The following is a 14,255-nucleotide window of genomic DNA, read 5'->3' as shown; positions in this document are numbered from 1 at the left end:
TCACTCCCAGAAGTAGCCGTCTTCGACGGTCGTGGCGTTGGTCTCTCGATCGAACTCGAGGTGGTAGCTCCGCCCCACCTTCGGTGCGATCCGGGCGAACGCCTCCTCGTCGATCTCAGTGTCTGTGGACAGCAGGACGACCTGATGACTGGCCTGCGGAAAGTACCGGTCGAGGAGGTGCCCGCGATGTGAACCGTCCAACCGACCGAGCGGGGTATCGATCACCACCGGCAGCGGCTGACCTGCGGCCCGGGCCAGCCCCCAGAGGAGGGCGACCGCGAGGAGCTGCCGCTCTCCGGCGGACAGGTTTCGTGCGGGTAGCGGGTGTCCATCCACCCCCGTCAGCGACACCGTGTGGGTCTCGGGATCGATCTGAACGTCCGTGACGAGCCGCTCCTTCCGCAGCAACATTCCCAGAGCTTCGAGTATCAGTTGTGAGATCCGCTCGAGATGACGGCGGGTGGCCTCGACTCGAAGACCCTCCAGAGTCGTTCTGACTCGATCAGCATGCTCGACCAGGCGCCTATCATCCTCGGCCGCCAGGTTCACCTGAGCAGCCTTATCCAGTGCGGCTTCATGAGTTGCCGATGCTTTAACGCGTTCCGCTTGTGCGGTAGCGGCCAGTTCCGTCGCCAGGGCAGCCGCGGCTTCCGCACGGTGGAGTGAGTGGCGGGCTTCCTCACGTGTGCGGGTGAGCGGTCCCAGGGCCTCGGGGTCCGGTATGGCGGCCAGCACCCGCTCGGTCTGATCGAGCTCCGCCTTGAGCGCCGTACGTTGCTCGAGAGCACGCTCCAGCCGACTCCTCGATTCGGGCAGCGTGCTCCCGAGCAGGTGTTCCAGGGGTGCGGAATCGCTGGTCCCGAGTATCTCTTCGACGTCCGAGGATTGCCTGCGGCGTTCCCGGTCCGACTCGAGGAACTCCTGTACCGCGATGATGGTCGACTTGCTCACGTCGGATTCCGTCAACTTCTCGATAAGCAGGCGATCGCGATCGGTGAAGGCACCGACCATCAGTCCGTCGCGTTGAGCCCGGACTTCGCGGCGGGCCTGGCCGAGCAGTTTCTCGAGAAGGTCACCGACCTGCAGGAGGGGTGTCGCTCCAGCGAGCTCCGTTCGGATGTCCTCCTCGCACTGCTGCAACCTGGAGCGGACGTGGGCCGACTGGGTCTCGATGCTTTCCCGCTGCTCCAGGAGGTCACCGCCGGCGGCTCGCAGCTTCTCGGACGCCTCGTGAAAGGACGCCTTCTGCCGTTCGAGGTCCGCAATGCACTCGCGCTCGTGCTGAGCCGCGGCCTCTTCGGCTTGACGAGTACGGGTAAGCGCCTCCATCTTCTCGTCCACCACCCGGCGAAGCTCGTCGGGGACCTGCTTTCCACGATGGCGTCGCTTGAGCACTAACAGATCGGTGGCCAGCCTGTCGACGAGATCCAGGCCCAGGAGCGCGGTCAGCGCCGAACCGAGAACCTGCCGAGAACGCTCGAGATCCGCGAGAGCCTCGATCTGCTCACCGTCAAAGAAGAACAACCCAGCGATACCACGCGGGAGGAAGGTCTCGACGTGTTCGTTCCACGTGGAGGTCAATGAACGGTCGTGGCGACCGTCGACGGAGACCAACAGGATCTCACGGACCGATGCGCCGGTACTCCGCCAACTCCGCCGAATCCAATAGGTGTGTTCGGCCCCCTCCTGATATGCGGTGAAGGTCAGTTCGATCGCTGCGCCCTCGGTGTCCGGAGCTCCGCGATGGATTAGACCGCGAAGGTATTTTTCGTAGCTGCCTGTGCGTCGTCCGCCCTGGTTCGCCAGCGCTCCGTAGAGTGCGAGGTGGATCGCCTCCAGGATCGTCGTCTTTCCAGCACCGTTCAACCCGCCCACCAGAGTGATCGGCTTCGTCTCGGACGGCGGCGTCAGGTCGATGACCTGGCGGCCGGCAAAGGTCCCGACGTTCTGCAAGACCAGTTCGTTGAGGATCACCGGGTCGGCTCCGTTGCCGCACGGACGTAACCGTCTGCGACGTCGAGTGGATCGGGATTCACGGACGGCTCCTCCGACACCCGGTCGATGGCGGCCTTACGGCGCTGAGCCCGCTGCATGGCGTCCGCCTCATCGGTGTAGAAACCACGCCGGAGCGCCTTCTCGAGTGACTCGAACAACCCGGCCCGTCGGACCTGGGCGCGATGACGCTGCTCGATATCCAACAGCTCACGCACCAATTCGAAGTGCAGGCGGTCCTCTCCTGCGACGTTCTGCAGGGCATCGATCATCTCGGACCCGAGCGGAAGGTGCTCGTCGAGCTTGCCACCGGGATACGGCTCTCGCATCGCCGCTTCGTAGATTCCCGGCAGGCTGTCTTCGAACTCGTGCTTGTCGACAACCCAGATTCGGCGGATCTCCTCCAGCTCGGGCAGGGTCACCAGCTCGAGGGAGTTCACATACTCCGGCCCGTTCTCGCGGATCCAGGACTGCGCCTCCAGCAACCGCCTGAGCCAGTCTTCCCGGGCAGACTGCTTATACGGTCCGGGAATCGGCCTGTCGTGAAAGAGCTGCACGGATCCGTTCATCCGTCTGAAATCGCGGAGATGGCGGTCATCGGCGACGTCTAACGCATTGCGGAGCTCCAGTAGCGGGAGCATCCACTCCTTCTCATCGTCGTTCTGGATCATCGCCGCCATCGACTTGTCCTGCTCGACCAGCGTGCACGTCCAACAACCGAATCGACTGTCGCCACAGCTGGGGGTGCTCGAGTCGACGACGAGCGGGCACTCACCGTCGGGCGACGCACCCTGATACATGGTCAGGAGCTCCTTGTTCGAGTAACCCCACGGGTTCGGCGACTGCATGAGGAACGTCCACACGTCGTCGTTGGACCAGTTCTCGATCGGGGAGTAGACGAGCGCGTTGGGCAGAGAATCGTTCGGGCTCAGTAGGTCGCGGACCCGCCGTGATTCGAGCGCTGCCATCCGCGAGTGGCGACCGGAGCTCTCAGCTTTGCGAGTGCCGAGAACGAGGATGGCCTCGCCATGCGACCGGACCATTTCCCTGATGAAGGTGTTCGACGGCTTGATCTTGAGCCTCTCGGTGCACCACCGGAACTTCGGACGAGGTGCCGGATACCCCCGGCCGATCAGGTTCACCCAGAAGGTATCCGCGACGGCCGGGGTGAGCCGGTGCGCGTTCAGTGGCAGGTTCTGAGCCGCGGCTTCGCTGTTCATCACCTCCAGCGAATGCGTCACCCATGCGGCAACGATCGGATTCTCGACAAGCGTGTCGGTACTGATGACGTGAACTGGCTTGGTTCGCTGATCGGCGTCCAACCCGGCCAGGGCCTGCCACACGAGCTGAAGAACCGCCGTGGAATCTTTGCCGCCCGAGTAGCCGATCACCCAGGGAACGCCATCCGCCAAGTAGAGCTGCTGGGTCTGCTCCACGAGAGCCTCGATGGTCTTGGTAAAGCCGAGCCCGTCAAATGCGGTGCGCGGGCTTATCTGCAGTTTGACTGCCATTAGCTTTCTCCTCCGATGAATGCGTCTCCAGCCCGTTGCTCGTCAGGCGACGGGGGCAGACCGAGCTCCGACTTGATGTATGCGCAGGTGAGATCGACGTTTCGACGACTCTTGGTGACGTTTCCGCCCGACATCGCCCGCCCCTCCCAGATCTCGTGATTCGACCGATGCCAGTCGATGTTCTGCAGTCCGGCGAGAGTGCGCCGCCACTTGTCGGGGTCGTTCGATTCACGCAGCACCGCGTTTCCCACACGTCCGAGCGCGTGCAGGATAATCGAGTGGGTGTGAATGAAATCTCGCCGCACCTCTCCGGCCGTGACCTCACCGCGGTAGACCTGCAACCAGATCGGGAACTGCTCCGCGACCGCCTTCCAGTAACCACAGGCCAGTTCTACCTTCCGCTCAGCAGGTTCCTCATCCAGCCCGTCGAGAAGAGCCCCGGTCGCGGTGTGGAGCGCCGATAAGGTGAAGAGCTTTCGTGACCTCTGCGCGAGGCTGCTGCTCTCCATCTCCGTCACATCTCGCAGGAAAGATGTCTTGGTCACCACATCTCGGGTGAGTTCCGCCAGCGGATCGCGATGGTCATAGAGAACACCGATCGATGGTGCCGGCCTAATGGCATGACGGTTCAGGTCGGCGAACATCTGCTGACTCCGGTCCAGTCCGCCGTCGATGAACATGACGATCGCGATGGTCTCGTCACCCAGATCCGGGTTCTCCGCGAGCGCTTGTTGGATACCAGCCCGCCGGTGTTGGCCGTCGTTGATCACGAATGTGGCCGACATCGGAATGGTCAGTGTGCCGATCCGTCCGGTGGGGCCACCGCCCGTGCTGTACGGAACGAACCGCACATCGGCATTGACACTGGCGGTCAACGCGGAGAAGACATAGCTGTCCGGGTTCTCGACGATGTAACGGGCGATCTCCGGAACACGGTTCCAGTTGAGGGAGCGCTGTGCCCGCATCTCCGGGGGTAGTTCCTCTTCGTTGAACAGGAACATCCGCGGAATGATCCGTAATGGGCACATCGTCACGTAGTACTCGCGCCCAGCCTGAACCCCGCGAATAGCGGGAAACACGTACTCAAACTCCCCCATCATGCCCCCTCCACATCGTCGACACCCGACCTCCCCAGTCCGTTCGTCACCGACGACCTAAGTCCTACCATGTTCGGACCTAAACCCCGAACACTCGGCCCGCAACAGACGAACGTACGTCACCAATGTCAGGTATGGTTCCAAACATGACTGTAGCGAGCGACTACGACAGACAGTCCTCCGAGCCGACGTCACCGGCTCGCCCCCTCTACCTCGACTACAACGCCACTGCTCCGGTCGAGCCACGCGTCGCGAAGGAGGTGATGGCGTTCCTGACGCACGAGTTCGGAAATGCGGGCAGTCGGACACACGAATACGGCCAAAGCGCCAAGGAGCGCGTCAACCGCGCCCGCGACGAGGTCGCCCGTGTCGTTGCCGCGAAGCCGGACGAGGTGATCTTCACCAGCGGCGCGACCGAGAGCGACAACCTCGCGATCCTCGGCCTTGCTTCGCACGCGGAGAAGACGGGTAACCGGCACATCATCTCTACTCAGATCGAACACAAAGCCGTTCTCGAACCGCTCGGCATCCTGGCCGATCGGGGATTCGACGTAACACTGCTCGCCCCCGAAGACGGTGGTTGGGTGTCCGCAGACGCCGTGGCCGAGGCGCTGCGCCCGGACACCGTCATGGTGTCGGTGATGGCGGTGAACAACGAGACCGGCGTCATTCAACCGATCGACGCCATCGCGGAAGCCCTCCGGGACCACCCCGCCATCTTCCACGTCGACGCAGCACAGGCGTTCGGGAAGCTGCTCTCACCGTTGACCGACCCCAGAATCGACCTGCTCTCGGTGTCCGGGCACAAAATCGGCGGTCCCAAGGGAATTGGCGCCCTGGTCACCCGGCGGCGAGGATTCAAGAGGATCCCCCTCACTCCGCTGATGTACGGCGGCGGCCAGGAGCGTGGACTCCGCCCCGGAACACTGTCGGTACCCCTGATCGCAGGGCTGGGTACAGCGTCGGCGATCGCACTCAAGGAAGCCGAAGATCGTCTCAGCACTGCGGAGCGACTTCGCGATTCCCTCATCGAGGCTTTGGAACCACTCGGTGCCGTCACCAACGGCGATCTGGATCGAACCATCGCCACGACGCTCAACTTCTCGATCCCGGGCCTCGACTCTGAAGCCGCCATACTCGCGCTGAAAGACGTCGTGTCCGTGTCCAACGGTTCCGCCTGCACCTCACGGAGTTACGAGCCTAGCCACGTCCTCTCCGCCGCGGGGTTAACCGCCGACCGAGTCGCGGGCGCCGTGAGGATGTCGTGGGGCCCCGGGGTCACCGAGCTTCCGGTGGACCACATTGCCGAGAGATTGAAGAGGTTGATCTAGAAGGCTAGTTAAGACATAACAATCCACTAACGGCCCGCCGACGGGGTCAAACAAGCGTGGGTTTACGCGACCTGATCCTCCACTGGCCATTGGTCGGATGAGTGTGGAAGCCTGGCACCAAGGTATTTTTCCTGGGCAGGGACTTGTAAGTAACCGGCGGTATCGAAGATCCGCGACACGGTCTGTGAACAGCCCGGCGAACTCGGCGAAGTCCAAATATCGGCGTAGGCAAGAAACTATTGGATCACGCCCACCGAGTCGAGACAGGCCCCTTGGCTCGGATTAGCGGGACCGCCTGACTATTCGACATGCCACTGGAATATCTCACCGACGAACTGTTCTCCAGATGTCGCGTCGTTGGCTAGAATCCACACGTCCCAAACGCCAACCTATTCGACCGGCGCCAATAATTCGCCGCTTTCACCTCCGCCACTGCCACCACGGTTGCCGACGCACGAACTGTGATTGCCCCCCCTCGTTCTACGAGGCACACCTGGACGCGGAGGAAATAAGCACTTGTCGACAGCACATCAGAACACGCCTCGGACATTGGACTCTGGGCCCACCGCACGTGAACCGAAGGCCTCTAATGAACGGCAAGCCACCATAATCGAAGTCCTAAGGCGGGAAACTCAGACAAGTGGCCACACGGCGACCGCGTAATTCGCGGCTAGAAATACTTGACGATCGGCAACACTCTCAAAAGTCCACTTGCCATCGTTCAGGAAACGGGAAACTTGACGAGGAAGCTCAAACTTGGAATGGCAATAGTCCAGCTCCTTCCCATTTGAATACTTATAAGAAAACTCCTTATTCTTAATGTGGGAATTTATTTTCTGCTCTAAACCGAGCAAGTTTCCAATCCTCATAATGTATGAGTCGTAAAGCGGGTCACCCAGAATGTGATCCCAACTCTTACCGAGTTTCTTCGGCATTATATGTTCCAAGTGCTGCGCCGCGCTTTGGGGTAATGTAATGCCAGAACCCGATGAAATGTGATCTTCGATCCTCTTGATTATATAAAATCCCAGTTTGTTGGTCGGGACCGTCGCTTTCGCAAATTCGTTTTCAAACACTCGATCCGAAGAGGCCAGTTGCAGGTAGCTCAACACCTCCGAGTCATCCTTATCCGTGTCACGTAATTTACGAGCTGCCGAAGTGACTGTCGCAGCAAAACGACTCTGCGGATTCCGCTCGATTGTAACGTAACGGAAACAGAAGTCTCGAACTCGAAGCGCCCAATTCTCGAATCCCCATGGGTCACTCGCGAACCTCGCTGCCGCCGCCATTAGCAATGGGTAAGCATATTTAAGGTTGAGCACCTCTCGAAGTTCTTCAAGTGCTTGATTCGAAGCATCACTCCAAGATTCCGTATCACCCTCGATCACTTGAACCAGCCGAGTCGACTCGATCGCCAAATCAGCTGCGTAGGATCGCGAGTCAACCACCTGTTCATCTAGTAAGCGCACTACCGCTTCGAACAAGTCACCCATTTTCACCGGGCCATACTTGGAAGCATAGTGGAATTGTAGAAACTCAACTAGCGATACAGAAGTGACCTTTTCGAGATTGCGCACTACCACCGCCCAACTCGAAGCTACCTTCTCGACGTCACTTCTTGGCTTCGAAGTTCTGACGAGTTCGTTCTTTATCAGGTCTGCCTGCGAAAGATCCAAACCCCGGAAGTTTAGCGTTTCAAATACGCGGTATGCCAGCCTATGATCCGCAACATTGAGATTCAGTACAATCAACAGTTCGGTGACCACAAGAACGATTTCGACAACTGCCCGATCTGATTCGGCCGGCTCGTTAATCTCTCTAAGCATCTGGTCATAGAAATAACTGACAGCGTTTGAGATTCGATTCGCTACCGGATTCTTATCGACCGCTACAGTCGCCCAGTACTTGCGCTTGGAGGAAAGTGTCGACCGCTTGATCACAGTCTCATTGAAGAAGTCGTCTTCGCGTGCAAGACTCAAGCGAGCCCTCCTTCCCTCTGGATAGGAGTAGGCGATTAAAGACATCAGCTGAAACTTCAGCTCTTCGCTGCGATCTTGATCTGATAAGTTCGATGCGAATTCATACAGAACGCTTATCAGTATCGACAGTGTTGCGAGGCGCTGTTGTCCGTCGATAACCTCGGGGGGGTTGTCACCTTTACCGTCTTGCGTAACAATTGCACCGAGAAAGTGCGGCTCGGGATTCGAGACTAGTTTCCCTCCAGGAAATGTAAGCTTCCGTACGCGACAAATGTCTTCCCAAAGTTTTGCAAGCTCCTCGTCTCCCCAACTATAGTCCCGCTGGTAGACGGGAATTCTGAACTGCTTACTGCTTAGAAAGTCGCCTATTCGGACAGTCTCCGCACCAAGAATTGCGGATGGCTGAACTAGATGCGTCACAAATCCTCCATTGACCACTCAAACACTTCGAAAAGGACAGGCGGGCCTTCCGGTGGCGAAAGGATAGATTCTTCCCCCACCGATGACTGCTCTCGGCAACCATAACGGAAGAATAGCAAACCGCCGGCTGTATTAATCATTCCTGAGTACATTCAAATCGGGCCCCAGTCGGACTCGAACCGAAACTCTGAAGGTTTTAAGCCGTCTGCCTCTGCCAACTGGGCTATGGAGGCTTGCTGGTCGACGTCAACCAACCCGACCTCACCGGGGACGCCCTCGGCGACGAGCAAGCGGATGGAGTTGGTCGCAGGCCAGAGCCGCGGACTCGTCGCGCAGCCACACCACGCCCGGCCCCTTCCGCTAGCGCGTACGCCATGAGCACGTGCAGGCGCTTGACACGCTCAGGCATGCCGCCCCCGGAGAAGTCCGTGCCCAGGTGCTCGATCTCGTTGCGCTTGGCGAGGAACCGCTCATGCGCCTGCACATAGTTGGCGCCCAGCTCGGGCTCCTGGGCCAACCTCGTTCTAATACCCATCATGATCCCCGCGGACCCCTGCCGACTCGCCTCGGTGTCCGCGGATCGGTGAGGTAGTACAGCGTTGGGAACGGGGTACCGTCCTCCAGCCGCGGCGCGGTCTTGACCACCCCGGGCTGACCATCGGGGCTGCAGTAGGCCACCTCCAGCACGCCCCGCGGCGGCCGACCCAGCTGGGCCCGTAGCTCCCGCGCAGTTTCGCTCAAGCGAACGTGCACGGTGCACAGCTCTCCGATGAGCGGTGATCCACCCCAGGTAACGAGCCGACACGACGGTGGAGAGCACGGACCTCAGCATCTGCGGTGCTCGAAAAGCTATCCCCCTAGCAGCCTGTCGATGACGTTGTCATCGACGCCGATCACCGGAGCTCCGCCGGAAATCGCCTGCGAGCGAATTTCGAGTGATAGCTGCTTTGGGATTAGCGTGGGGTCGCCCAGTGAAATTCCTTCGAGAGTTGCTAAGTGTGTTACCGGGAAGCGCGTCCGATAGCGGATCTTTCCTGCAGCGATCTCATCAGGCCATAGCAGACTCTGGGTGGCCGTTACCGGGCTAGTTCGCTCGGCGATTGTCAAGGACATCGTCTTCTCGAACCACTCCGAGGGTGGTCTCCGTGGGCCGCCCGGCTTAATCAGCGATGAGATGAATACATGGTCGAACTTCGTCGGCGATGCGGCGAGCTCGGTCGGCAAACCCCACGTATTTCTTTCCATCCCATAGGTTAAGTTGCGATACTCGGCCTCCGAAAGATAGGTCAGGAGCACTCGTTTCACTCGACTACTCACCCGCCGAATTGATGAGGCGGTCGAACAATGCCTGTGTTTCGGAGTCAGTCGAGTACAAATACGTCCCGCGCATGCCCCGAGTTAGTAGGACCTTGTAGGTGTTCTTGATGGCACGCTCGAACTCCGGAATCGGTGCGTTCCGAACTTGGTTATCGCGGCTGTGTTCGGGCCGCGCGACCCATCCTCCGTCTCGCCATACGAGATCGGGACCGAAGATCACTCCGGAGTAGTCGTACTCAAACCCCTGCGCCGTATAGATACACCCCACCTGACCGAAACCCGCGGGGTCGGTGGCCCAGTAGGGACGGCCTGGCGCATCTCCGTGCTTCGAATCCTTCGGGTTATTCCAGGGACGAGCCCAGTCCCCGATTTTCACATCTGAGTAGAGGAAATCGGCCTTAGGTTTTTGGTCCCACTTCCAACAATATCCCGCCGAAATCCGAGATGAGTACCCGTCGCCGATCAACGCGCTGAGAGCCGCCTCCAGTTCGGACGGGCTCTCCACTGTCTCTAGGACGAAACCGTCGTCGCCGGTCCATTCAATGGGGCCATTTCCTTCCAACCCTAGAAGGTTCAAAACCCACGACTCGTACAGCCGGCTTCCCCCGCAACGGAACTGACCGTCCAGATCCACCTTCACGACTTCGCAACCCATCCGATCCGCGGCGCCCTGAATCTCTGAGACGGTGCCCCGCTCCCCCGGACGAACCACCTGATACTCGTCCAAAAGGAAGACTGGTACCCGAGCGACGTCTATCAGTTCTTCGACCTGCGGGCGCCCCGTGCGTTTTGCTGCCGGCGTATACCGGTTCGTCGACGTCTCCTTCACGCGATGCGCCTCATCGTTGATCAGGACGTCCAACGAGTTCTTCTCTGCGTCGATGAACTGGTTGTAGTACGTGAACAGCTTGCGAACCTTCGGTGCACGCGCAGCCGCAACCTTGCGGAGGGTGTTGGTGAAGGCGGAAGATCCGGTTGCGTGCATGACGGTTCGTCCGCGGCGGGCGAGTTCACCCATGAGACTTAAGGCGATGACGGACTTACCGGAACCCGGTCCGCCGGTGATGATGACGACCTGCTTCGTGTTGGCGCCGTACGCCCTGTCGACCGCGCGCATGACGAGCGAATAGGCCACCTGCTGCTCGTCGAGCAGGGTGAACTGCTCGCGCCGTTGCACCTCATCTGCTGCAACCGCGAGTAACTGTTTGCTCGGCTTCACGGCAGAATTCATCAGGGCGTCCGCCGCCTCTCCGCCCGACTGCGGTGCGAGACGCGAGGTGAGAAACTTCAGGAACTCCTGTCGTCGACTCGACGTGAACAACTGGCCGTGCTGGGAAGGCTCCATCAGGAACAATCCTGCTACCGCCTCATCGACGGCGTTGTGAAGGTATGCCGCGCCAGCGAGTTTGTCACCCTCACCATTGAGCATCCCGACCATGTCGGTGATGTATTCGCAATACGCGCGCACCTGCTCAACCGGATGAAGCCGCGGCTGCTCGAAGGATTCACTGAAGACCACATCGTCGGTCCCGTCGACGGGAATCGCCGTGTTCCACTGCTTGAGCTCCACGACCACGTACGACTCATCGCCTGTACGCGGATGCACGCCGCAGAGCACTACGTCCGCGCGCTTGCTATTCAAGGGGAGCCGATACTCGAGAAGCATCTCGACCGCGTCGAGCCCTGCATCCTTTAGATCGCCGACCAGCACCCGGATGCTCAGATCCCAGGACTTCACCTCGGACGGACTCGGGTGGTATCCCATTCGATGAACAAACTGATCAACTAGATGCTCGGTGAGCGCACCCGCTTCGATTAACGACGCGGCTGCGGCGACCGACCTACGGACGAGCGGCACTTAACTGACTCCCGGGGCATGACGAAATTGCCCGGACGGGTGGGAGTCTCGTCCACGAATGGACTCGCGCTGTCATACCGAACGGCTTGCAGTGCAAGGCTACCCAGGAAAGGTGAGAACCTCGGCGAGAATCGGCGTGAACTCGAAGATCAGAGTTACTGACTGATGAATTGGTGCCCCCAGTCGGACTCGAACCGACACTGAAACGGTTTTAAGCCGTCTGCCTCTGCCAATTGGGCTATGGGGGCTTGCCTGCCCCGCCGGGGCGGAACCGGGTGGCGCGCAGGACGCCATAAGCCGGACTAGCCGGCCAGGCGGGTCAGCACCGACATCGCGATGCCGTCCAGGATGTCCTTTTCACTCACCGTGAGTTCGGCCAACCCGGCGCGCTCTGCCATCACATCACACAGCGCCTGCACCACAAGCGCTCCCCCGCCGATCACGTCGGCGCGGCCCGGGTGCATCGGCCCTAGGCTGCGGCGCTCGGTGACGGACGCGGCCACCAGGCGGTCGCACACCTCACGCATCCGGCCCAGCGAGATGACGCTGCCGTGGATCCGCTCGGGGTCGTACTCCCCCAGGTTCTGAGCCAGAGCGCTCATCGTGGTGAAGGTGCCGGCCACGCCCACCCACCGAGCCGCGCGGCCGATCGGGACGTCCCCGGCCTCAGCCAGAGTCTCGGCAATAACGGTGCGAGCCTCAGCGATCTCGTCGGCCGTGGGCGGATCCGAGTGCAGCACCCGCTCGGTGATCCGCACGCAGCCCACGTCGAGACTGCGGGCGCCCAGCAGCCGCACCTCGCCGCGAACGAGCTCGCCCACCACGATCTCCGTGGACCCGCCGCCGAGGTCGGTCACCACGAACGGCCCGTCCTCGGGCCGAAGGTCTGACACCCCGCCGGCGAAAGTCAGCTCGGCCTCCGTCTGCCCGGAGATCACCTCGGCCCGCGCGCCCGGGAAGTGCTTGCCGAGCACCTCGGCGGTCATGCCGAAGAACTCGTCCTTATTACGGGCATCGCGGGTGGCGGAGGTGGCTACCATCCGCACCGACTGCACACCGAGCTCAGCCATCGTGGCCGTGTAATCGGTCAGCGCCGTGCTGCAGCGGGAGAGCGCGCCGTCCGAAAGCCGCCCTGTCGCGTCGACGCCCTCGCCGAGCCGGATGATCCGCATCTCCCGCGTGACGTCGGTGAGCCCGGCCTCGCCGGGGACGCCCTCGGCGACCAGCAGGCGGATGGAGTTGGTGCCACAGTCGACCGCGCCGACGCGCACGGCGTCGGGCCGTGCCGTGCCGGGGCTATCCGAACCGACGGAAGTCACTGCTCGTCCATCGCGAGGTAGTCGGGCACGCCCAGCTCCTCGGGGGTCGGCCAGTCCTCCGGCAGCGCCGTGCCGCGCAGCCCGGCCTCGCAGGCCAGCGCCACGGACTCGTCGCCCAGCCACACCACGCCCGGCCCCTCCGCGAGCGCGTACGCCATAAGCACGTGCAGGCACTTGACGCGCTCGGGCATGCCGCCACCGCTGAAGTCCGTGCCCAGGTCCTCGATCTCGTTGCGCTTGGCGAGGAACCGTTCGTGCGCCTGCAGGTAGTTGGCGGCCAGCTCGGGCTCCTGGGCCAACCTCGTCGTCATCCCCCTCATGATCCCCGCGGACTCCTGCCGACTCGCCTCGGCGGTGAGCCGCGGATCGGTGAGGTAGTACAGCGTGGGGAACGGGGTGCCGTCCTCCAGCCGCGGTGCGGTCTTGACCACCCCGGGCTGGCCGTCGGGGCTGCGGTAGGACACCTCCAGCACGCCCCGCGGCGGCCGACCCAGCTGGGCCTGGATCGCGTCGAGGTCTTCGCTGGACACGCTCTGCTCGGCGCTCACGCTGGGGGGTCCTCCTGTGATTGATCTTGGACGCCGCCCGGGATGGGGGCGGCGGGGTCATCGGCGCCGGGCACGCCGGGCACGACCGGCACCGGCGGGGTGTCGGGGCCGCCGGGGATGGACGTGCCCTCGAGCACCGCCGAGTCCTCCGGCATGATCGGGTCCGCGGGTTCGGCGATGGAGTTCCACACGCGCGTCTGCCACGGCTGCGCCGCCAGCTCGGCGGCCTTCTGCTCGGCCACGGCCTGCTCGATCGGGTCGACCATGGACACGCGGTACGGGGTCTCCCCCGGCTTGACGGCGCCAAAGCGGATGCGGGCCTGCTGCTCGATGTACGCGGGGTCGGAGAGCATCTGCTCCTCGGCTTCGAGCTCGGCGATCGTCGCCTCCAGCGCGGCCCGCTCCTGCGCCACGGTCTTCTCGTCACGCAGGAACTGGTAGTGATTGCGCAGCGGGAACGACACGGTGACGAGCAGGATGATGGCGACGACGGCGAGGAGTCCGATCCGCCTCGGGGTGTAGTTCCGCGGGCCCAGCAGGGTGTCGGACAGGTCCGTGCGCGTGGTGAGGCGGTGGGCCTCCGGATGCGCGGTGGTGCCGACCCGGCCGGAGCGGGCAGAGGCCGGGACGGGCCGGTCCCGTTCGCGGCTCGGCGTCCGCCGGCGGGTCGGCTCGCGGCGGGCGGGGTCGGCGGGCTGGTCGGCGCCGGCCTGCCCGTCGACCCCGTCGCGGCCGACAGCACCCGGGCCGCGGCCGGTGCTGCTCCCCCGGTCCGCGGCGGTCCCCCGGCCCGTCCCGTTCGCACGGCGACGGATGGCACCCGACGCCTCCCCGGGCCGCCGGGACGCCGCGCGATCACGTGCGTCTCCCCGGCGGTCCGAGG

10 protein-coding genes, 1 tRNA gene and 1 pseudogene are annotated in these 14,255 nt (G+C 62.2%); 1 reads left to right on the top strand and 11 read right to left on the bottom strand.

Going from position 1 to position 14,255, the window contains the following annotated elements:
* Genes dndD through dndB form a run of 3 tightly spaced genes read right to left on the bottom strand, consistent with a single transcriptional unit; the run spans window position 1 to window position 4,603 of the window.
* Window positions 1–1,974 (bottom strand): DNA sulfur modification protein DndD, encoded by a 1,974-nt coding sequence (dndD, locus tag J1M64_RS17755; RefSeq protein WP_206474994.1) that lies wholly within the window; start codon window positions 1,972–1,974, stop codon window positions 1–3.
* Window positions 1,971–3,503, bottom strand: coding sequence for a DNA phosphorothioation system sulfurtransferase DndC (dndC, locus tag J1M64_RS17750; protein WP_206474993.1), 1,533 nt, complete (start codon window positions 3,501–3,503; stop codon window positions 1,971–1,973). Before dndC ends, dndD begins: the two co-directional genes overlap by 4 nt.
* The gene (dndB, locus tag J1M64_RS17745) at window positions 3,503–4,603 is read right to left on the bottom strand and encodes a DNA sulfur modification protein DndB (RefSeq protein ID WP_241261673.1); all 1,101 of its coding nucleotides are present in this window, start codon (window positions 4,601–4,603) and stop codon (window positions 3,503–3,505) included. Before dndB ends, dndC begins: the two co-directional genes overlap by 1 nt.
* A 143-nt stretch (window positions 4,604–4,746) precedes the next feature.
* Here dndB and dndA point away from each other — a divergent pair, with 143 nt between their 5' ends.
* Window positions 4,747–5,931 (top strand): cysteine desulfurase DndA, encoded by a 1,185-nt coding sequence (gene dndA, locus J1M64_RS17740; RefSeq protein WP_206474992.1) that lies wholly within the window; start codon window positions 4,747–4,749, stop codon window positions 5,929–5,931.
* 632 nt (window positions 5,932–6,563) lie between these two features.
* Here the strand turns inward: dndA and J1M64_RS20475 are convergent.
* The 8 genes and pseudogenes from J1M64_RS20475 to J1M64_RS17700 all read right to left on the bottom strand — a co-directional run.
* The gene (locus J1M64_RS20475) at window positions 6,564–8,330 is read right to left on the bottom strand and encodes a DUF262 domain-containing protein (RefSeq protein ID WP_206474991.1); all 1,767 of its coding nucleotides are present in this window, start codon (window positions 8,328–8,330) and stop codon (window positions 6,564–6,566) included.
* A 223-nt stretch (window positions 8,331–8,553) separates the two neighbouring features.
* A pseudogene (locus J1M64_RS17730) lies at window positions 8,554–8,975 on the bottom strand (DUF501 domain-containing protein).
* A 204-nt stretch (window positions 8,976–9,179) separates the two neighbouring features.
* Window positions 9,180–9,626 carry a hypothetical protein gene (locus J1M64_RS17725; protein ID WP_206474990.1) on the bottom strand — a complete coding sequence of 149 codons (447 nt, stop codon included), beginning with the start codon at window positions 9,624–9,626 and terminating at the stop codon, window positions 9,180–9,182.
* Between the two features lie 13 nt (window positions 9,627–9,639).
* A complete protein-coding gene (locus tag J1M64_RS17720; protein WP_374220869.1) occupies window positions 9,640–11,505 on the bottom strand; it encodes a DNA/RNA helicase domain-containing protein in 1,866 nt (621 codons plus the stop codon).
* Between the two features lie 171 nt (window positions 11,506–11,676).
* Window positions 11,677–11,753: transfer RNA gene (locus J1M64_RS17715), tRNA-Leu, on the bottom strand.
* A 54-nt stretch (window positions 11,754–11,807) separates the two neighbouring features.
* Window positions 11,808–12,824, bottom strand: a complete 1,017-nt coding sequence (locus J1M64_RS17710) for a Ppx/GppA phosphatase family protein (RefSeq protein WP_307872476.1) — start codon at window positions 12,822–12,824, stop codon at window positions 11,808–11,810.
* A complete protein-coding gene (locus J1M64_RS17705) occupies window positions 12,821–13,372 on the bottom strand; it encodes a DUF501 domain-containing protein (RefSeq protein ID WP_206474989.1) in 552 nt (183 codons plus the stop codon). Before J1M64_RS17705 ends, J1M64_RS17710 begins: the two co-directional genes overlap by 4 nt.
* The coding region (locus tag J1M64_RS17700) for a septum formation initiator family protein (RefSeq protein ID WP_206474988.1) at window positions 13,369–14,255 on the bottom strand (887 nt) is incomplete at its 5' end. The genes J1M64_RS17705 and J1M64_RS17700, both read right to left, overlap by 4 nt.

Source organism: Dietzia sp. KRD202, assembly GCF_017168155.1.
Classification (GTDB): Bacteria; Actinomycetota; Actinomycetes; order Mycobacteriales; family Mycobacteriaceae; genus Dietzia; species Dietzia kunjamensis.
Note: the sequence above shows the minus strand (reverse complement) of the source record. Positions and strands in the feature narration are given on the sequence as shown.

What these genes read in the sequence shown, in the direction of transcription:
- dndA (WP_206474992.1), top strand. Translation starts at nt 4,747, where the DNA reads ATGACTGTAGCGAGCGACTACGACAGACAGTCCTCCGAGCCGACGTCA.
- dndB (WP_241261673.1), bottom strand. Translation starts at nt 4,603, where the DNA reads ATGATGGGGGAGTTTGAGTACGTGTTTCCCGCTATTCGCGGGGTTCAG.
- dndC (WP_206474993.1), bottom strand. Translation starts at nt 3,503, where the DNA reads ATGGCAGTCAAACTGCAGATAAGCCCGCGCACCGCATTTGACGGGCTC.